Origin of the sequence: Methylobacterium fujisawaense, from assembly GCF_014138435.1 — a bacterium.
GTDB classification, from domain to species: Bacteria; Pseudomonadota; Alphaproteobacteria; order Rhizobiales; family Beijerinckiaceae; genus Methylobacterium; species Methylobacterium fujisawaense.
In genome coordinates this window covers 631,556-650,289 of record NZ_JACJIM010000001.1, presented here as the reverse complement: position 1 = coordinate 650,289, position 18,734 = coordinate 631,556, and the positions used below count along the sequence as shown (strand labels likewise).

At 70.4% G+C, this 18,734-nt stretch carries 17 protein-coding genes; 7 read left to right on the top strand and 10 right to left on the bottom strand.

Translation table 11 applies throughout. The features are described from left to right. Positions 1-7 precede the first annotated feature (7 nt). The 4 genes from fumC to GGQ91_RS03160 all read right to left on the bottom strand — a co-directional run bounded on the left by fumC (position 8) and on the right by GGQ91_RS03160 (position 5,605). Entirely contained in the window at positions 8-1,465 is a 1,458-nt protein-coding gene (gene fumC, locus GGQ91_RS03175; protein WP_210281092.1) for a class II fumarate hydratase, read from the bottom strand. Positions 1,466-1,735: 270 nt separating this feature from the next. Further along, a complete protein-coding gene (locus tag GGQ91_RS03170) occupies positions 1,736-3,178 on the bottom strand; it encodes a CoA transferase (RefSeq protein WP_182591312.1) in 1,443 nt (480 codons plus the stop codon). A gap of 226 nt (positions 3,179-3,404) precedes the next feature. Beyond that, the gene (locus GGQ91_RS03165; RefSeq protein ID WP_182591311.1) at positions 3,405-4,268 is read right to left on the bottom strand and encodes a class II aldolase/adducin family protein; all 864 of its coding nucleotides are present in this window, start codon (positions 4,266-4,268) and stop codon (positions 3,405-3,407) included. A gap of 32 nt (positions 4,269-4,300) precedes the next feature. Next, complete coding sequence (locus tag GGQ91_RS03160) at positions 4,301-5,605, bottom strand: MFS transporter (protein WP_053609664.1); 1,305 nt, start codon at positions 5,603-5,605, stop codon at positions 4,301-4,303. Between the two features lie 131 nt (positions 5,606-5,736). Between GGQ91_RS03160 and GGQ91_RS03155 the strand changes: the two genes are divergently transcribed. Further along, positions 5,737-6,630 carry a LysR substrate-binding domain-containing protein gene (locus GGQ91_RS03155; protein ID WP_043357555.1) on the top strand — a complete coding sequence of 298 codons (894 nt, stop codon included), beginning with the start codon at positions 5,737-5,739 and terminating at the stop codon, positions 6,628-6,630. A gap of 296 nt (positions 6,631-6,926) precedes the next feature. Further along, positions 6,927-8,288: an NAD(P)H-dependent oxidoreductase gene (locus tag GGQ91_RS03150; protein ID WP_043760044.1), complete on the top strand. Its 1,362-nt coding sequence runs from the start codon at positions 6,927-6,929 to the stop codon at positions 8,286-8,288. Positions 8,289-8,292: 4 nt separating this feature from the next. Here GGQ91_RS03150 and GGQ91_RS03145 read toward each other — a convergent pair whose 3' ends face one another. Both GGQ91_RS03145 and GGQ91_RS03140 read right to left on the bottom strand, forming a co-directional pair. After that, positions 8,293-9,183 carry an AraC family transcriptional regulator gene (locus GGQ91_RS03145; protein WP_043357551.1) on the bottom strand — a complete coding sequence of 297 codons (891 nt, stop codon included), beginning with the start codon at positions 9,181-9,183 and terminating at the stop codon, positions 8,293-8,295. 81 nt (positions 9,184-9,264) lie between these two features. Further along, entirely contained in the window at positions 9,265-9,495 is a 231-nt protein-coding gene (locus GGQ91_RS03140) for a hypothetical protein (RefSeq protein WP_043357549.1), read from the bottom strand. Between the two features lie 553 nt (positions 9,496-10,048). Here GGQ91_RS03140 and GGQ91_RS03135 point away from each other — a divergent pair. Beyond that, positions 10,049-11,365, top strand: coding sequence for an HlyD family secretion protein (locus GGQ91_RS03135; RefSeq protein WP_043389035.1), 1,317 nt, complete (start codon positions 10,049-10,051; stop codon positions 11,363-11,365). Next, the gene (locus tag GGQ91_RS03130; protein WP_075381214.1) at positions 11,362-13,503 is read left to right on the top strand and encodes a peptidase domain-containing ABC transporter; all 2,142 of its coding nucleotides are present in this window, start codon (positions 11,362-11,364) and stop codon (positions 13,501-13,503) included. The genes GGQ91_RS03135 and GGQ91_RS03130 overlap by 4 nt, the downstream gene beginning before the upstream one ends. Here GGQ91_RS03130 and GGQ91_RS03125 read toward each other — a convergent pair. The 4 genes from GGQ91_RS03125 to GGQ91_RS03110 all read right to left on the bottom strand — a co-directional run bounded on the left by GGQ91_RS03125 (position 13,469) and on the right by GGQ91_RS03110 (position 17,136). Then, complete coding sequence (locus GGQ91_RS03125; protein WP_182591310.1) at positions 13,469-14,473, bottom strand: helix-turn-helix domain-containing protein; 1,005 nt, start codon at positions 14,471-14,473, stop codon at positions 13,469-13,471. The genes GGQ91_RS03130 and GGQ91_RS03125 overlap by 35 nt on opposite strands. Before the next feature lie 124 nt (positions 14,474-14,597). Further along, positions 14,598-16,007 (bottom strand): MFS transporter, encoded by a 1,410-nt coding sequence (locus GGQ91_RS03120; RefSeq protein WP_246410536.1) that lies wholly within the window; start codon positions 16,005-16,007, stop codon positions 14,598-14,600. A 250-nt stretch (positions 16,008-16,257) separates the two neighbouring features. Further along, positions 16,258-16,503, bottom strand: coding sequence for a hypothetical protein (locus tag GGQ91_RS03115; RefSeq protein ID WP_246410535.1), 246 nt, complete (start codon positions 16,501-16,503; stop codon positions 16,258-16,260). A 219-nt stretch (positions 16,504-16,722) separates the two neighbouring features. Beyond that, a complete protein-coding gene (locus GGQ91_RS03110; protein ID WP_043389239.1) occupies positions 16,723-17,136 on the bottom strand; it encodes a Ros/MucR family transcriptional regulator in 414 nt (137 codons plus the stop codon). 529 nt (positions 17,137-17,665) lie between these two features. Between GGQ91_RS03110 and GGQ91_RS03105 the strand changes: the two genes are divergently transcribed. The 3 genes from GGQ91_RS03105 (at position 17,666) to GGQ91_RS03095 (ending at position 18,731) form a co-directional block, all read left to right on the top strand. Beyond that, positions 17,666-17,926, top strand: a complete 261-nt coding sequence (locus GGQ91_RS03105; protein WP_043760054.1) for a hypothetical protein — start codon at positions 17,666-17,668, stop codon at positions 17,924-17,926. Next, on the top strand, positions 17,926-18,333 hold the full coding sequence (locus tag GGQ91_RS03100) for a hypothetical protein (RefSeq protein ID WP_043760055.1): 408 nt from the start codon (positions 17,926-17,928) through the stop codon (positions 18,331-18,333). Before GGQ91_RS03105 ends, GGQ91_RS03100 begins: the two co-directional genes overlap by 1 nt. An 86-nt stretch (positions 18,334-18,419) precedes the next feature. Beyond that, the gene (locus tag GGQ91_RS03095) at positions 18,420-18,731 is read left to right on the top strand and encodes a hypothetical protein (protein ID WP_182591308.1); all 312 of its coding nucleotides are present in this window, start codon (positions 18,420-18,422) and stop codon (positions 18,729-18,731) included. The last annotated feature ends 3 nt before the right edge of the window (positions 18,732-18,734 follow it).

The following is an 18,734-nucleotide window of genomic DNA, read 5'->3' as shown; positions in this document are numbered from 1 at the left end:
GGCGGGTTCAGGCGCCGGCCAGCCCGTGGCCGGTCATGGTCTTGGGATCGCACACCGCGTCGAAGCGCTCGGCCGGAACGCCCTCGGCCAGGGCGGCCTCGCGCAGCGTCGTACCCTCGTCGTTGGCGCGGTGGGCGATTTTGGATGCGAGGTCATAGCCGATCACCGGCGACAGGGCCGTGACCAGCATCAGCGACTGGTTCACGGTCTCGTCGATCCGCTTCCGGTTGAGCTCCGTGCCCGCGACCGAGTAGGTCCGGAATTTCTCGCAGGCATCGCCCAGCACGCGGATCGCGTGCAGCGTGTTGTTGATGATGATCGGGCGCATCGCGTTCAACTCGAAGTTGCCCTGCGCGCCCGCGAAGGCGACGGCGTTGTCCTCGCCGATCACTTGGATGCAGACCATCACCATGGCCTCGCACTGGGTCGGGTTGACCTTGCCGGGCATGATCGAGGAGCCCGGCTCGTTGGCGGGCAGCAGCAATTCGCCGAGACCGCAGCGCGGCCCCGAGGCGAGCCAGCGCATGTCGTTGGCGATCTTCATCAGCGCGACCGCGAGCCCGCGCACCGCCGCCATGGCGGCGACCATGGCGTCGAGGGAGCCTTGGGCGGCGAACTTGTTGGGCGCCGTGACGAACGGCTTGCCGGTCAGCGCGGCGATCTGGCCGGCGATCTCCGCGCTGAAGCCCTCCGGGGCGTTGAGGCCGGTGCCGACCGCGGTGCCGCCGGCCGCGAGCTTGTAGAGCCCGGCCCGCGACGCCGCGACTCCGGCCAGCGCGTCGCGCATCTGCTCCACGTAGCCCGACCATTCCTGGCCGACCGTCAACGGCGTCGCATCCTGAAGATGAGTGCGGCCGGTCTTGACCACATCCATCCAGGCCTGCGCCTTCGCGTCGATCGCGTCGGCAAGGGCGTGCGCCTGCGGGAGGAGCACCTCGTCGAGTTCCAGCACCGTCGCGATGTGCATCGCGGTCGGGAAGGTGTCGTTCGACGACTGGCCCATGTTGACGTGGTCGTTCGGGTGGACCGGGCTCTTGGAGCCGAGTTCACCGCCGAGGAGCTGGATCGCGCGGTTCGACAGCACCTCGTTGACGTTCATGTTGGACTGGGTGCCGGAGCCGGTCTGCCAGACGTAGAGCGGATAATGCGCGTCGAGCTTTCCCGCGATCGTCTCGTCGGCGGCCCGGACGATGGCCTGCGCCCGCCAGTCCTCCAGGCGTCCGGCCGCGGCGTTGACCAGGGCCGCGGCCTTCTTGACGTAGCCGTAGGCGTGATAGACCCGCTTGGGCATGCGATCGTTGCCGATCGAGAAATGCTGGAGCGAGCGCTGCGTCTGCGCCCCCCAGTAGCGGTCCGCCGGAACGTCGATCGCCCCCATCGAATCCGTCTCGCGGCGTGTCCCCGTGGCGGAGATGCCGATCGGGATTTCGCGCAGGACAGGATGGTCCGGGGCAGACGCGGGCATCGTCATCCTTCTCGGTGTCGAACCGTATGGCACAGAGCAAGTCTGGGTCGGCGAAACGGATGTGCTTTGAGGTAAATCGTATTAATATTCCCTGTTGCTTGATGGACTGTTGCCAAATCGAGATCTTCAGGAATTTTCTGTTCTTTTTTTACAAATTTTTGAATATATTAACATAGTGTCATGCATATCGTACGTGCCGATTGCCAGACGACGCGGATCGATGTCAAGGGTCGCGTAATGTCGCCGGTGCAAAAATATTAGATGGATTGATCAATTTATAGCGCGGCTGCTGTTCGGGCTGGAAAATTGCGCGCTATCGAAATTGGAAACCAGTGCAGCCTCCGTAGATCCGAGATCTCGGGCGGGCCTATCCCATCGCAGGGGAACGCCGTCGATCCGCGCGGGCGCGTACAGCCTGAGGGCGGATCCCCACGCCGTGTGTTCGATCTTTGGTAAGAAGTCCCGATCCTGATCTCCGCTGAAGGCGGGCCCCGGTGCGCCGCCGGCATGGTCGGTGAGCAGAAACGCCGTGCGGGCCAGGGAGAGCTTCGCGGTGACGGCGCGCCCCTCCCGCAACCGGGCGATCAGGCCCCGTATGGACGCTGCCGCCATCAGATAGCCGGTGGCGTGGTCGAGCGCCTGGACGGGCAGCGGCACCGGCGGGTCGGCCTGTTTCCAGCACTGTCCGGCCGCCGCGATGCCGGCCGACATCTGGACGAGGCTGTCGAAGCCGCGCCGGCCGGCCCAGGGCCCGGTCCAGCCATAGGCGCAGAGCGTGACGTCGATCAGGTTCGGATTGAACGCCCGGCGATGCTTCTCCCCGTAGCCGAGCCGCTCCAGGGCATCCGGGCGGTATCCATGGACTAGGATGTCCGCCTCCGAGAGCAGCCCCTCGAACCGCTGTCGGTCGGCGGCCCGATGGAGGTCGAGCCGGGTGCAGACCTTGCCCAGGGTGACGTCGGGCGCCAGGGACGGCTCGTCCCAGCCGGGCGGGTCGATTCTCAGGACGTCGGCGCCCAGCCCGGCCAGGAAGCGCGTGGCCACAGGCCCCGCCAGGATGCGGGTCAGGTCGAGGACCCGGATCCCCGCGAGGGGACGGGCCGGGTCCGGGCGCCACCGTCCGGAGTCGTGGCCGGGCGCCTCCGTGACCGCCACGAGGGGCTCGGCCCGGACCGCCCGGCCCTGGTCCAGTCGCTGCCACGCCTCCAGGCTGCGCATCGCCGCGGCGCAGCCCCCCGCGCGCAGGATCGCCGATTCCAGGGTCTCGGCCGTCTCCCGGGCCACGGCGGCCGCAACCGCCTGCCGGTCGCCCGGACAGTCAAGCACCGAGAGGGCGGCGGCGCGATGGTGGGGCGCGTTGGTGTGCAGCCGGATCCAGCCGTCCGCCGCCCGGTAGTCGCCGGCGATCGGGTCCCAGGCGGCCGGCATTGTCCATCCGCGCGGCCGCACCGACGGGCCGAACCACGCCGAGGCGAGATGCCGGTCCACCGTCACGGCGGGCGCATCTCCGAACAGGCCCAGAAGTTCGGAGACGGCGAGGCCGGCGGCACCGATCGCCGCCGTCGCCAGCTCCGTGACGGGGAAGCAGGACGGCAGGCTCTCCGTGCCGGTGACCGTCAGCCGGTCTCCGGCATCGGGCGGCAGCGCCAGGGCTGCCAGCGCCTCCGCGAAGATCGACCGCAGGGCGTCCTCGTCGGCGTGTCGCTTGCGCATGGTCGCGGCCCTCACATGACCTGTGCAGGGTGGCGGCCGCCGACGGATGAATCAATCTTGTACCGCTGATGGGCAGGACGGACCGGCTCCCCGCTCCATCCGGACGGCGCCGTCCGGGCGCCGGCCCATACCGGCCCATACCGGCCCATAGCGGCAGGGCCGGCCTCGCGGCCGGCCCCGATGCGCGTCGCGGCGCCGTCCGCGCGGGGGCGGCGCCCGCCGGGCCTCAGGCGAACATGTCGGGCTGGGTCTCGGCGATGTGGTTGTACAGCGTCTGGAAGTGCAGCCAGCCGATATAGTCGCTGCCGACATGCTCGCGGCTGTAGTGGGCGGTCTTCTCCGAGAGGAGCTGCGGCTTGATGCCGGAGGCCTCGACGAGGAGCTGCTGCTTGCAGGCCCGCTCCAGGGCGATGAACCAGAAGGCCGCGTCGTCGATGCTGTGGTGCGAGCAGGTCAGCAGGCCGTGGTTCTGGTGCAGCACGCCGCGGTTGCGGCCGATCTGCTGGGCGACCGAGAGGCCGCTCTCCTTCTCCACCGCCACGGCGCCGGCCGAGGCGCCGATCACCGCGTGGCTGTTGTAGAAGGCCGCCGCGTCCTGGCTGATCATGTCGAGGGGCCGGCCGGTGGCGCACCACGCGGTGCCGTAAGTGGTGTGCGCGTGGCACATCGCCATGACCTCGGGGTACTCGTCGTGCACGGCGGCGTGGAGGACGAAGCCCGCCCGGTTGATGGCGTGGCGCCCCTCGACCACCCGGCCCTTGTGGTCGGCCAGGATCAGGTTCGACATCCGCACCTGCGAGAAGTGCACGCACATCGGGTTGGTCCAGTAGAGCTCCGGACGCTCCGGGTCGCGGATCGTCAGGTGCCCGGCGAAGCCGTAGTCGAAGCCGTGCATCGCGAAGGCGCGGCAGGCGGCCACGAGGTGCTTCTTGCGGTAGTCGCGCGCCTCGGCGTGGTTGGCGAATTCCGGGATCTCCGGGAAGATCAGGCCGGCCTGCTCCGGCTGGTAGATCGAGGTCCGCTTGCGGCCGGCATCGTCGTCGGGCAGGTCGAGGGCGACGGGCGCGTCGTGGGAATGATCGTCGAGCATGGCGTATCCTTTCGTCGGGTGAGGGGAGGGCGTCAGCGGTTGACGAGGCGCTTGGGCACCGTCAGCGCCAGGAGGCTGCCCAGGGCGAGGCACGCGGCGAGGGTGTAGACGCCGAGGCTCGTGGACTTGGTGGTGTCGATGATCCAGCCGATCAGGTAGGGGCTCACGAAGCCCGCGAGGTTGCCGACCGAGTTGATCACCGCGATGCCGGTGGCGGCGGCCGCCCCCGCCAGGATGGCGGTCGGCAGGCACCAGAACTGGGCGAGCGTCACCAGCACGCCGATCGTCGCCACGGTGAGCGCCGCCTCGGCGATCACGAGGTCCGTGCTGAACCGGATGCTGACCAGCCAGCCCGCCACCCCGACGAGGCCCGGCACCGTGATGTGCCAGCGCCGCTCCCGGGCCGCGTCGGACAGGCGCCCGACCGTGATCATCGCCACGGCGGCGGCGCCGTAGGGCAGCATGGTCAGGAGGCCGATCTGCAGCGGGTCGGAGACGCCCGCGCCCTTGATCAGGGTCGGCAGCCAGAAGCCGACGCCGTAGAGGCCCATGATGAAGAAGAAGTAGATCCCGCAGAGCAGCCAGACCCAGCCGCTGGTGAAGCCGTCCCGGAATCGGTGCGCGGTCACGGAGGCGCCGTCGGCGGCGACATTGTGGGCGAGCAGCGCCTTCTCGTCGGCGCTCAGCCACTTGGCCTTCTGGATGCCGTCGTCGAGATAGGCGAGGACGCAGAAGCCCAGCACGACGGACGGAAGCGCCTCGATCAGGAACAGCCACTGCCAGCCCGCGAGGCCGCCCGTGCCGGCAAACGCGTTCATGATCCAGCCGGAGACCGGTCCGCCGATCAGGCCGGCGATCGGGATGCCGGTCATGAACATGGCGATGATGCCGCCGCGGCGCTCGGACGGGTACCAGTAGGTCAGGTACAGGATCACGCCCGGGAACAGGCCCGCCTCGGCGAGGCCCAGCAGGAAGCGCAGGACGTAGAACCAGGTCGGCGAGGTCACGAACATCATGGCCGCCGAGATGACGGCCCAGCTCAGCATGACCCGGGCGATCCAGATCCGGGCGCCGACCTTGTGGAGGATCATGTTGCTCGGCACCTCGAACAGGAAGTAGCCGAGAAAGAAGATTCCGGCGCCGAGGCCGTAGACGGTTTCGCTGAACTGCAGGTCGCTCAGCATCTGCAGCTTGGCGAAACCGACATTGACGCGGTCGAGATAGGCCGCGACGTAGCAGGCGAACAGGAACGGCACGAGGCGCCACGTAACCTTGCGGTAGACCCGCGTCGTCTCGTCGATACTGGGCTCGACGAGGGTCATGACCCCCTGTGCCATTCCGATGTCTCCCTAGACTTTATCGTTTCGCCACCGTCTGCGCGGCGCGGCCGGCACTATCGTGCTGCGTCCAATCGTTGACAAACGACGATTTTTCACGCTTTTCGTGAATTCAATTCACGGATTGTCCCATGCGCCGGATCCCGAGCTTCCCCGCCCTGCGGGCCTTCGAGGCGGCCGCGCGCCTCGGCAGCTTCGCGCGGGCGAGCGAGGAGCTGCACCTCACGCCCTCGGCGGTGAGTCACCAGATCCGCGCCCTGGAGCGCTGGTTCGGACGGGCTCTGTTCCGGCGGGCGAACCGTCAGGCGACGCTCACCGCCGACGGCCAGCGCCTGCTCGCGGGGCTCTCCAGCGCCTTCGACGCCATCGAGGCGGTCTGTGCCGAGCTGAGCCCGCCGCCGCCCTCGTCGCTGGCCGTCCACTGCACGCCGAGCTTCGCGGCGAAGTGGCTGGGGCCCCGGCTCCCCGCCTTCGTGGAGACGCATCCCGGCATCGCCATCCGCCTTTCCACCAGCGCCGACCCGTTGGATCTCGCCCGGCACGAGGAGATCGACATCCTGATCGCCTACGGCCGGCCGCCGCGCGGGCCCGGCCTGACCGTCGAGTCCCTAGGGCCGGAGGAGATCGCCGCCCTGTGCACGCCGGAGGTTGCCCGGGCCGCGGGGTCGGCCGGGGCCTTCACCCGGCTGGACTCGTCCTTCAGCCCCATCCGCTGGCCGGACTGGTTCGCCCATAACGGCCTGCCCGTCCCGACCGGGGCATCGGGCGCGGCCTTCGACCGGGGTTCGCTGGTGATCTCGGCGGCCGTCCAGGGGCTCGGCGTGGCGCTGGAGACCCTGCGGTTCGCCCGGGACGAACTCGCCGCCGGGCAGCTGGTGCGCCTTGGCGGCGGGCGGTTCGAGAGCCTGTCCCGGGACCTGCACTTCATCTGCTACCGCGAGCGCGACGGGGCCCTGGAGAAGATCCGGGCCTTCCGCCGCTGGCTGCTCGACGTGGAGGTGGAGAGCCGGGCGGTTCCGGCCTGACGCGGAAAGATGTTGGCGCGGAAAGACATGGGCGCGGTGATCGTCGTCGGCCGGATCGCTTCGGCGACCGGCGGGCACCTCACGCCGTCGATCCGGGGCACGCGAGGCGAGCCCGGAACCCGGAGCCAATGGCGGTGCAGGGTCCGGCGCGCGTCCCCTCGGTCGAAACGGTTGTGCCAGTCTTGTCATGCGGCGGGTCTCAACGGGATCGGGAGCCGCGCTAGGTGCAGGTCCAAACAACGCGGCAAACGCGGCGGGACCCGAGCCCGACCGTGCGCCCCCAGGGAGAACGCCCCATGTCCCTCTTCGCCAAGCTGCAGCGGCGCGCCGACGAGGGCCGGCCCGTCCGGGTCGGCCTGATCGGGGCCGGCAAGTTCGGCGCGATGTACCTCTCGCAGGCGCCACGCACGCCCGGGATCCACCTGATCGCCGTGGCCGATCTGTCGCCCGACCGGGCGCGCGCGTCGCTGCGGCGGGTCGGCTGGGAGGAGGCCCGGTTCGCGGCGCGCGGAATGGAGGAGGCTGCCCGGGCCGGCACGACCCTCGTCACCGAGGATGCCGACGCGATGATCGCGAGCCCGTTCGTGGACATCGTCATCGACGCCACCGGCAGCCCGGCCGCCGGAATCCGCCACGCGCTGCGGGCCTTCGCGGCGGCCAAGCACATCGTGATGGTCAACGTCGAGGCCGACGTGCTGGCCGGGCCGCTGCTGGCGCGCAAGGCGGCCGAGGCCGGGGTGATCTACTCCATGGCCTCGGGCGACCAGCCGGCGCTGATCGCCGAGCTGGTCGACTGGGCGCGCACGATCGGGCTGGAGGTGATCTGCGCCGGCAAGGGCACCAAGTACCTGCCGGCCTACCACGCCTCCACGCCCGACACGGTCTGGGGCCATTACGGCTTCAGCGAGAGCCAGGTCGCGGGCGGCGACTTCAACCCGCAGATGTTCAACTCCTTCCTCGACGGCACCAAGTCGGCCCTGGAGATGGCCGCGGTGGCCAATGCCTGCGGGCTCACCCCCCCGCGCGACGGCCTCGCCTTCCCGCCCTGCGGCGTCGACGACCTGCCGAGCATCCTGAAGCCCGTGGCGGATGGCGGCCTCCTCACCGAGCGCGGCACCGTCGAGGTGGTCTCGTCCGTCGAGCGGGACGGGCGGCCGGTGTTCCGGGACCTGCGCTGGGGCGTCTACGCGGTGTTCGAGGCGCCGAGCCCCTACGTGCGCGACTGCTTCGCCCAGTACGGCCTCAAGACCGACGCCAGCGGCCGGTTCGCCGCCACCTACAAGCCCTATCACCTGATCGGGCTGGAACTCGGGATCTCGGTGGCCTCCATCGCGGTCCGCGGCGAGGCCACGGGTGCCACCGGCGACTGGCGCGGCGACGTCGCCGCCACCGCCAAGCGCGCCCTGCGGGCCGGCGAGCGGCTCGACGGCGAGGGCGGGTTCACCGTCTACGGCAAGCTGATGCCGGCGGCGGAGGCCCTGGCGCAGGACGCCCTGCCGATCGGGCTCGCCCACAACATGGTCCTCAAGACCGACGTGCCCGCCGGCCGGGCCGTGCGCTGGAGCGACGTCGCGTACGAGGCCGACCAGGAGGCGATCCGCGTCCGGCGCGAGATGGAGGACCTGTTCCGTGGGGCGACGGGGCGGGCCGCCGGCTAGGCGCTCAGGCGCGCCGGCCGGCCGTGCGCCCGGTCGGCGAGCGCCCGACCAGCTTCCGGAACGTCCGGCTCATGGCGCCGGCGCTCGTGAAGCCCGACCGCGCGGCGACCTCCGCCATGGATCCCGCGCCGGAGCGGATCAGGGCCTCGGCCCGGCCGACGCGCTCGCGCATGATGTACTGGTACGGCGTCACCCCGGTGCTCTGGCGGAAGGCCCGGATGAAGTAGCCCTCGCTGAGCCCGACGATCCCGGCCAGGGCCGACACGGTGATCTCCCGGTCCAGGTGCTCCCGGATATACGCGCAGGCGCGCCCGGCCTGCGATGCCGACAGATCGGGTCCGGCCGACCGGCCCGCCGTGCGGACCGCGATGACCGAGCGCAGGACCGCCAGATGGAGGCTCTCGATCAAAAGCGGGTCGGGCGAAGGATCGTCCCGATGCGCGCAGCTCAGCGCGCTGAGGATGTGACAGGTGCTCCGGCAGGCGCGGAGGTCGCGCCCGTCGGTCGCAAACGCGATCTTTCCGATGGGCGCTTCCGCGAGGCGCTCGACGGCCGCCGCCGAGAAGGACAGGACCCGGCCGGTATACGGGCCGACCCACCGGGTCGTGCCGTGCAGACCGGGGCGCCGGACCAGCAGGCCCTCGCGGTCGCTCAGCCGCGCCGCGATCTCGTAATCGACCTCGTGATGCGCCCCCGCGGGCTGCGTGCTGGCGGCGACTTCGAGACCGGAGACCGCATGCGTGCTCCAGCCCCCGGTGGCGAAGCGGAAATCGATGAAGGTGATCTCCGGGAGACCGCGGTCGCCCGGCGCGCAGCAGGTCAGTTCGGGACGGCCGGAGAGATGTCCGGAACTGCCGCTGGTGGCGTACGTGATGGTCTCGGGCGTGCTGTCCATGCGGGCCAGTCGGTTCCGGCTTCGTCGCCCTCGGGCGCCTGAGGAGGGCGGCCTCGCGGCCGCCCTCCCGATTCTCCTCCGTCAGCGAAGGGCGCCGGTCACGCCGCCTACGAGGCCGCCAACCGCGCCGAGCACGCTGCCCACCAAGCCGCTCACGAGGCTGCCCGCTTGGCCGACGACCCCCGAGACCGCACCGAGTTCCTGGCTTGCGTCGACCCCCAGGCCGACGGTGAGGCCGACCCCGAGGCCGCCGCCCACCTGGTCAAGCTCGGTGGCGCTCAGCTCGCGGACGGTATCGATGCTGTCCTGCATGATCGTTCTCCTGATTGAGATTCAAGAAGAAGTTTATTCTGCTCGATCTATTGTCTGATCGCAGCGTCGAGGCGCCTTGGACGTCGGCACCTGCCTTTAGGATTACAGAGATGTGCTTCGTGTCAATCGGTATCTGGCTGCCGATACGTGTCGAGTTCTCTCGAATTCGGCGAATGCGCAAAAACTGACCGGGCTTGCCTTTCCCAGGGCGCGCTCCAGGCGCTTTCGCATCAAGCGCCGTCTTCGCTGGGGCCCCGTGCCTCTCGACAGCATCGCGAAGACGCGATCTTTGCGCTGCAGCACGAGAGCGCGCAAAAATTGACCTTGTTTTGCGGCGCAAAACAAGCCGGATCCTCATTTCGTTCAAGTAATTGATATCGTTGAATTTTTATAGAAAAATGCGACAATCTGACGCGACATCGGGAATACAAAATTCGCATTCCCGTGCAGTGTTGACACAGCACTCGTACGATGCGACCGAGCAAGCCGGATGACGCCGAGGCGTGCTATCCTCGAAGATGTGGTCTCGTTCTGGGAAGGTTGCTTTAGCCGGGTGCCAAGTCCGCTCTTTCGACTGGAAGTTATAGAGGCGCGACGCAATGCGTGGCTGGGCGAGGCGCAGATCATCCAGCCTTTGCCGATCCGCATCGTGGCCCTGTCCTGCGTGGCCATGGTGGCGGCCATCGGCCTCTATGCCTGGCAGGGCACCTATACCCGCCGCATCCACGCCGTCGGCCTGCTCGCGCCCGATATCGGTCTGATCAGTCTCGCCAGCCCGGTCGCCGGCCGCGTCGGCTCGACGGGGGTGCGCGAGGGCGACAAGGTCGCCCGGGGGCAGCTGCTTTACACGATCGACCTCGACGCCGTGTCGGCGAGCGGGCCTACGCAGGAACGGGTGATCGCCGAGCTGGAGCGCCAGCGGCAGAGCGTGGAGCGGCAGCGGGCCGCCCGGGCCGATCTGGCCGGGACGGAGCGGCAGGCCCTCCGGGAGCAGGTGGCGAATCTGAGCGAGCAATCCGCCCAGCTCGCCAAGCAGATCGAGCTGCAGGAGAAGCTGGTGCCGCCGCTCCGGTCGCGGGTCGAGGAACTCGCCGACGCCGTGGCGCGCGGCTTCGCCCGCGCCGCCGATCTCCAGAGCCAGAACTACCTCTACATGCAGGCGAGCGCGCAGCTCGCGCAGTTCCAGCAGAGCCGCCTCCAGGTCGACGGCAAGCTCGCCGACACGAAATCCCAGCTCGCCGCCTACGACGACCGGCTGGCCCGCGACCTCGCCGACCTCGACCGGACCGCCGCCCAGCTGGCGCAGCAGAAGGCCGAGAGCGAGGCGCGCCGCGCCATCGAGGTCCGGGCACCGGAGGCCGGGACCCTGACGTCGATCCGCGCGCAGGTCGGCCAGACCGTGGCGGCCGGGGCGACGCTCCTGACCCTGCTGCCGAGCGCGGGGCGCCTCCAGGCCAACCTGTTCGTCGATTCGTCGGCCATCGGCTTCGCCGAGGCCGGCGCGCCGGTGATGCTGCGCTACGCCGCCTTCCCGTTCCAGCGCTTCGGCTTGCATCGCGGCGTCGTCACCGAGGTCACGCGGGCGCCGCTGGGCAGCGACGACGCCCCGGATTTCGCGCGCCGCGCCTCCGCCCGGGGGGAGGGGACCGACCTGTACCGCATCGTCGTCCGGCCCGATTCCGACACCGTGCTGGCCTATGGCGAGCGGCGCAGCCTCGAGGCGGGCATGCGGGTCGAGGCCGATATCGCCCTGGAGAAGCGGTCGCTCTACCGCTGGCTGCTCGATCCCGTCGCGCATGTTCGGGAAAGCCTCGCCCTCGTCACGCGCGGCGGCCTCGACGCCCTGCCGGTCCGGAAGGCGGCCCCGTGACGGCGCCATCCCGTGCCGCCCGGCTGGACTTCGGGCTTCGCCGCCGGGTGCCGGTCGTCCTCCAGGCCGAGGCTGCCGAATGCGGCATGGCCTGCCTCGCCATGGTCCTGGCCTATCACGGCCGCCAGCTTGACCTCGCCACGCTGCGGCGGCGCCATCCCCTGTCGCTCAAGGGCATGACCCTGCGCAACCTGATCGACCTCTGCGGCGCCCAGGGCCTGACCGCCCGCGCCCTGCGGGTCGAACTCACGGATCTGCCCCGGCTCCGGCTCCCCTGCATCCTGCACTGGGGCCTCAACCACTTCGTGGTGCTGACCCGTGTCGAGCGCGGCGGCCTCGTCATCAACGATCCGGGCCGCGGCCGGCGCCGGATCAGCCTCGCGGAGGCCTCGCGGGAATTCACCGGTGTCGCCCTGGAGGCGGTGCCGAACCCGGGCTTCAAGCGCGAGCGGGCCAACCCGGGCCTGCGGCTGCGCGACCTGTTCCGCAACATGGCCGGCATCCGCGCCGCCCTGGCCCAGGTGCTGGCCCTCTCCCTGGGGATCGAACTCGTCGCCCTGCTGATGCCCATCGCCTCGCAGGTCGTGATCGACGAGGTGATCGTGAATGCCGACCACGACCTGCTCCTCGTGGTGGCGATCGGCCTCGGATTGCTGCTGCTGCTCCAGCTCGGCCTCAGCATCGCCCGGACCTGGGCGATCATGCTGGCCGGGACCCGGCTGAACTACCAATGGTCGGCCGGCCTGTTCGACCACCTGTCGCGGCTGCCCCTCGACTATTTCGAGAAGCGCCATGTCGGCGACGTGATCTCCCGGTTCGGCTCCCTGGCCACCATCCAGAAGGGCCTGACGACCGACCTCGTCCAGGCCGTCCTCGACGGCCTCATGGCGGTCGGGATGCTGGCCATGCTGATGGTCTATGGCGGCTGGCTGGTCGCGGTGGTTCTGGCCTCGACGGCGCTCAACGCGATCCTCCGGGTCTTCGCCTACGGCGCCTATCGCGAGGGCAGCGAGGAGGCCCTCGTGGCCGAGGCCCGCCAGCAGACGCACTTCATCGAGACGGTCCGCGGCATGGCGAGCGTCAAGCTTCTCGACCTGCGCGAGCGGCGCGGCGGCGCCTGGATGAACCACTTCGTCACGGCCTTGAACGCCCGGCTGCGGCTGCAGCGCCTCGACCTCGTGTTCGGCCGCGCGAACGAGTTCCTGTTCGGCCTCGACCGCCTGATCCTGCTGGTGCTGGGCGCCCGCGCCGTGATCGGCGGGTCGCTGTCGCTCGGCATGCTGGTGGCGTTCCTGGCCTATCGCGACCAGTTCGCCACGCGGATCGGCAGCCTGATCGACGCGTGGTTCAAGCTGCGCATGCTCGACGTGCAGACCGACCGGCTCGCCGACATCGTGCTGTGCGAGCCCGAGGAGCAGGATCTCGCTGCCGCCGCGCCGCCCGCGGCGCCGGTCGTCGCCCTGAAGGCCGGGGCGCTCGCCGGCGTAAGCCTGGCGCTGCGCTACGGCGCGGACGAGCCCTGGATCTTCCGCGGGGTCTCGCTGTCGGTCCGGGCCGGCGCCTGCTTCGCGATCACCGGTCCCTCGGGATGCGGCAAGACCTCGCTCATGAAGGTGATGATGGGGCTGACGCCCCCGACCGAGGGGATCGTCGCCGCCGACGGCCAGGACATCCGCACCGCCGCCGGATCCTACCGCCGCCGGATCGCCGGCGTGATGCAGAACGACGGCCTGTTTGCGGGCTCCATCGCCGAGAACATCGCTGCCTTCGACGAGCATCCGGATGCCGGCTGGATCGCCGAATGTGCGGCCCGGGCCGCGATCCTGGACGATATCCGCCGCATGCCGATGGGCTTCGAGAGCCTCGTCGGCGACATGGGCTCGACCCTGTCGGGGGGCCAGAAGCAGCGCATCGTGCTGGCGCGCGCCCTCTACCGGCGGCCCGAGATCCTGTTCCTCGACGAGGCTACGAGCCATCTCGACGAGGCCACCGAGGCGGTGATCGCCGAGGCTCTGCGGGACCTGCGCATGACGCGGGTCATCGTAGCCCATCGCCCGGCGACGATCGCCCATGCGGACGCGGTGTTCGATTTCCCCGCCCAGGTCAGGGGCGCGGCGGATCTGGCTGCCGCGGGCTGATGCGGTCCGCCTGAGGCCGCGCGGGCCGGAGGTCGCCCGGTGCCAGGCCGAAGCGCTTGCGGAACCCGCGGTTGAAGGTCGGCACGTCGGTGAACCCGCACGCATAGGCGATCGAGGCGATCCGCACCTTGCCGTCGCGGGCAGCTTCCAACCGTCGGCGCGCGAGGTCGAGGCGCGCGTCGCGGATCGCCGTCGCGATGCCGCCGGTCTCCGCGAAGGCGCGGTACATGCTCGTCCGGGACAGGCCCAGCGCCCTCTGGATGTCCTGCGGGGTCAGGTCGGGATCGTGCATCCGGCGCGCGATATGGGCGCGGGCGAGCGAGACCACCGCCGCTTGCGAAACCTCCGCGGGCTTCGTGCGCCGGGCCGTGCCGTCGACGAGGTGGCCGAGAAGGTGCAGCACGCCCTCGATCGCGGTCTGTGCCTCGCCCTCGGACATCCAGGCGATGGAGGCGGCCACGGTGCACAGGCGCGTCCGGAACGCCACCCCGGCCGGGTGCGGGTTGAGGCTGCGGCCCGCGAAGGCGTCCGCATCGCCGACCCAGGCTTCGAAGACCTCGCGCGGCACGGCGAGCCGGATCTCGCCGTAGGCGCTCTGGGTGCCGGCCACGAAGGGCCGGTTCCGCGACAGGAAGCTGATATCACCGGGGTTCAGTTGCGCGCCGCGGCCGTGCTGCTCGTGATAGCCGACGCCGTCGAGCCCGAGGCCGATCACCACCATCGCGCGGGCATTCCGGTCGACGTGCCGGGACCGGAACTCCAGCTCCACCGGGCTGCTGACCGTATGGGTCAGCGACCAGCCGGCCGACGCCACGGTCAGGCGTTTGGCCGCGAAGCGCTCCCGGGGATGCCGCCGGCCGATGTCGCCGAAAGCGGCCAGGGCCGTGCAGCGCCAGAATTCGAAGGCCTGCTTGGGCTCGACGTGATTGGTCGTCTCGACGAGGCTTGGGACGAGCACCGGGCTCAACACGTGTGACACTCCCGTCCGGCCCGGCGGCGCTGTCCCAGCGCCTGTGCAACTCTATCGTGTGAATCTTGCCGGATTGGCAACCGACGCCGATCGGGCCTGACGATGCGGGGCGTCCCCGCGCGGCCTATGCAACGGCCCGGCCGGACAAGCCGCGCGGTCCGGCAAGCAGCAGCGCGGCGCTGGCCCCGAGGACGATCGTGATCACCGCGAACATCGCGTGCGGTCCGTAGGCCGAAAGGACCGGCAGGAGGATGAGCGGCGCCAGGGCGGCGGCGACCCGGCCGCCGGCCCAGGCGCAGGTCATGGCCGAGGCCCGCAGCGGCGTCGGGAGGAGTTCCGTGGCGTAGACGGCGAGGACGCTGCCGTAGGTCGCCGCGGCGGTGTTGAAGGCGATGCCGACGAGAACCAGCGTCAGGAACGTGCCGCTCGCCGCGAAGGCCGTGCCCAGGGCCGCCATCGCGGCCGCCAGGGCCGTCAGGCAGGCGCGCCGCTCAAGCCGGTCGATCACCAGCGCGGTCAGGAGGGTGCCCAGCGGCGGGCCGAGCATCGACAGCGCGGCGAAGGCGAGGGATTGATCGACCCGGAAGCCCTTCTCCACCATCACGACGGCGCTGAGCAGCGGGAAGGCGATCGTCGCCAGGGGGGCGAGCGTGAAGAGGCCCACGAACAGGGCCGTCTGGCGCGTCTGGCGCGTCCCGGTGAACAGGGCGCGAAAGCCCGCCGGCCCGTGTATCGCCGGCCCGTGTATCGCCGGCGCTGGGGCGAGGTCGGCTGCTCCCACGACCGGCGCCCGGCCGGCCGCGCGCTCGAACCGGCGGCAGGCCCCGTCGGCCTCGACGGGTCGCCCGACCGAGGCCAGCCATCGCGGCGATTCCGGCAGCCCCGCGAACAGGATGCTGCCCAGGGCCGCCAGGGCGCCCCCGAGGATCAGGGCCCAGCGCCACGGTTCGACGCCGAGGGGAGCCCCCGGTGCGAGCGCCTGCACCAGGAGGAGGACGGCCAAGCCGCCGAGGAGCCCGATCCCGGCACAGACCATCAGTGTCGCGCCGCGGTGGCGCGCCGGCGTCACCTCGGCGAGGTAGGTCGCGACGAGGGGCGGAAACCCGCCGATCGCGAAACCCGAGACCGTGCGGGCGAGCGTCAGCGCCGTGAGCCCCTGGCTCGCGGCGGCCGCCAGAGATCCGGCGGCCATCAGCGCCAGGGAGGCCTGAAGGGCGCGCCTGCGGCCGAAGCGATCACCCAGGATCCCGAAGAAGGGGGCGCCCACCGCCCCACCGGCGAAGACGGAGGCGAGGAGCAGCGAGAGGCTGCCCCGTGGCATGTTGTGGGGCGGTGCGAGGAAGATGGCCGCCAAGGCGTTGCTCAAGGCGACCTCGGCGATGTCGGTGAACAGGCCCAGCGTGCAGACAGCGAGCGCCGCCACGTGGAGCCGCGTGATCGGGAGGGTATCGAGCCGCCGCGTGACGACCGCCACCGATCCGGCCGCGGGCGCGGCGCTATGGGAGGGCGTCGCAGCCTGCAGGCGGGCGTCCATCAAGGGCGTGTGTCCTCTCCCGACCGGAGCGTGCGCGCAACCGGTGCCGCACCGCCATAGCTGCGCGCTTCAAACGGGGAAACGTGGCGGCGCCCACAAACGCACGAGGCGCTGCTGTCGCGGGTCACACGAGATCCGGCGCCGCGCAGGCCGGCCGGCTGCCGCGGACGTCCCTGCCTCCCGCTCGTTCCGCCGACGGAGCGAAGCCGGCCTGGGCGCGCGCCGCGCTGATAGGGTCCGCAGCCGCCCGCTAGAAGCGCGGTTGCATGTGCTTAGATCGATCGCGCTGCGATACGGGAGCGACCGGGCCGGGCCGATGGCCGATCACGTCGCCGTTGCGGTAGGCCTCCCGGATGTTGCGTCGTGCGGAGCGACCGGCCGTCCCACCGGGCTGCGTCACGGCCGAGTCGCCGGATGGCGCCAGGACGGTCTGTGCGGAGGCCGCTCCCCCGCCGAGCAGGGACAGGATGACGACGCAGCCCGACAGACCCTTCATGCCCGTATTCCCCTCGCCTGATCGCGCCGTCCCAGCGTCGCCGGCGCGCGTCATAGGTCCATGGTATCTACGTCCACGCGGACGATCGGTTCACAAGCGAGCGCGAGGCTGGTCCGCCGAGCCCGGTGAGGCTCCCGGCGGGAGCCCGCCCGGCCATCGTGCGCGGGCGCGGTCGGGGTGCCGCGCGGCAGCCGGGAGCGGCGCCGGGGATCGCGCCGGTCAGGCCGCGTTGCGGCCGAGCCGGATCGCCTTGGCGATTTCCGAACGTCGCTCGGCATAGCCGGGCGCGGTCATCGGGTAGTCCTCCGGCAGCCCGTAGCGCGCGCGATACGAGGCCGGCGTCAGCCCATGCGCCGTGAGATGCCGCTTCAAGGTCTTGTAAGATCGGCCATCGATGAAGCTGACGATGCCGTCCGGGCGGACCGACCGATGGATCTGCGCGGGGGTCGGCTGCTCATAGGGGATCTCGGCGGCCTTCGGCCGGTCTGTCAGTGCGAACAGGGCGCCGTGCACGGTGGCCAGAAGCGGCGGCAGGCTGGTGTGAGGAATTGCGTTGTTCGACAGGTAGGCCGTGACGACGCGCACCGCGACCTCGCTGATCGTCGATTCGAGATGGTCTTGGTCTTTCGGCAACGCGATCGATCGCATCTCTGGTCCCGGCAACCTCGCTCGGTCCTTATGACTACTCGTACATTATGGCCTGTCAATACTTGTTCGCATGTCCGGTAAACCTCTTGTTATGCATACAAAATTTTATTGAGATCTTAGAGAGCCGGATCCGAAGGCTTATCGGTCTGCGCTGTTGTCTGAGGTGTCCGGCCTTCGCGCCGGGGTGGTCCACCGTCGGGCGCAGGGAATGTGCGGCTGCCTGAAGCCGGGCGAAGGAGCGCGGCCGAAGCGACGGTCCGACGGGGCCGAGCCGTCGATGGATCCAGGCCGGCGCCGGACCTTGCCGGGTCATGCCTCGTTCGCGATGGGAGGCGCGCCGGACGGGGCGGGCTCTCGGGCGCGGCCGATCTTCGAAGGGTGGCGGGTGTGAGGCTGCGCCGGTTCTGTCTCGGGCGTGACGAAAATGTGGCAGAAGCTTGACTATTGCAGCGGAATCAGTTTATCCCTTGACCGTTGCCTTGCGGTTACACCCCCGAGACCTCTGGAGGTTCGGATGTGCGCGCGGAAGACCTTCTACATTTTCGTGGCGGCCACGGACGGTGAGCAGTTCTGCGCCGTCCGACAAGACCAGCCGATCCCGGCGATCATCGACGGTGTGCGCTGGATGTATGTCGGCTGCATCGATACCGCGCGGGACAAGCCGTACGGGTTCGATGCGGACGCGGCGCATGCGGCGATGCGGCGGGGCGGCGTCTACCTCTACCGGCGCGAGCTGATGTTCCGGCGGGCCAATTTCCTGCTCGAAGCCGCCTGATGGGGGGCCGGGCCGGTGCGGTTCTGGCGGGCGCGCTCGTCGTCGGTCTCGGGCTCGCCCCCGGCACCGCCGCGGCGCAGATGCCGACACGGGTCGGCACCTGCGTGGCGACCACGATCTCGCGGATCGGGACGCGGTTCAGCGACAAGCTCGTGAAGCCGAAGGGCGACGGGATCGACGAGGGGACGAGCGTCGATCTCAAGAACGGCGTCTACGGCGTCTCCTACGCCTATATCGACGCGATCGCGCGGTCGCGGGTTGGCGATCGGGTGATGACCTGCCTCGTCGCCCTGCCGACCGGCTGCCCCAAGGGCGACGATCGCGGCAAGATGTATACGACGACCAACCTGCGCACGCTGGATTCCTGGACTCTGCCCGACTCCCAGCACATGTGCGGCGGGGCCTGACCCGGCGGCGGTGAACCCGCCACCAGTGTGACCGCGTTTCCCCGCCGGGGGCCGGAATCCAGGTCTCGGGGAGCGGAGGAGCATCCGTGTCGATCAGGAACGGTCTTGTCGCCCTCGTGCTGGCGGCGGTGGGGATAGTGCCGGCTCCCGCCTGGGCGTGGGGCGTTCCCGGATGCACCAACCTTCCCGAATACAACCGCGCCCTGGGCGCCCTGCAGGGCATGACGAGCGCCTGCGACATGAGCGTCGAGGAGGCCCGCCGGATCGTCGCGGCCCATGACGGCGTCGCGCCCGGTCCCCCGGCCGCCGCAGCGCCGCCGCAGGCCACGCCGCGGATCGCCCCGCGCCATCGCCGGGCGCGGGCGCACCGGAGCGCGCGTCCGCAGCCCCGCCGCTGAGAC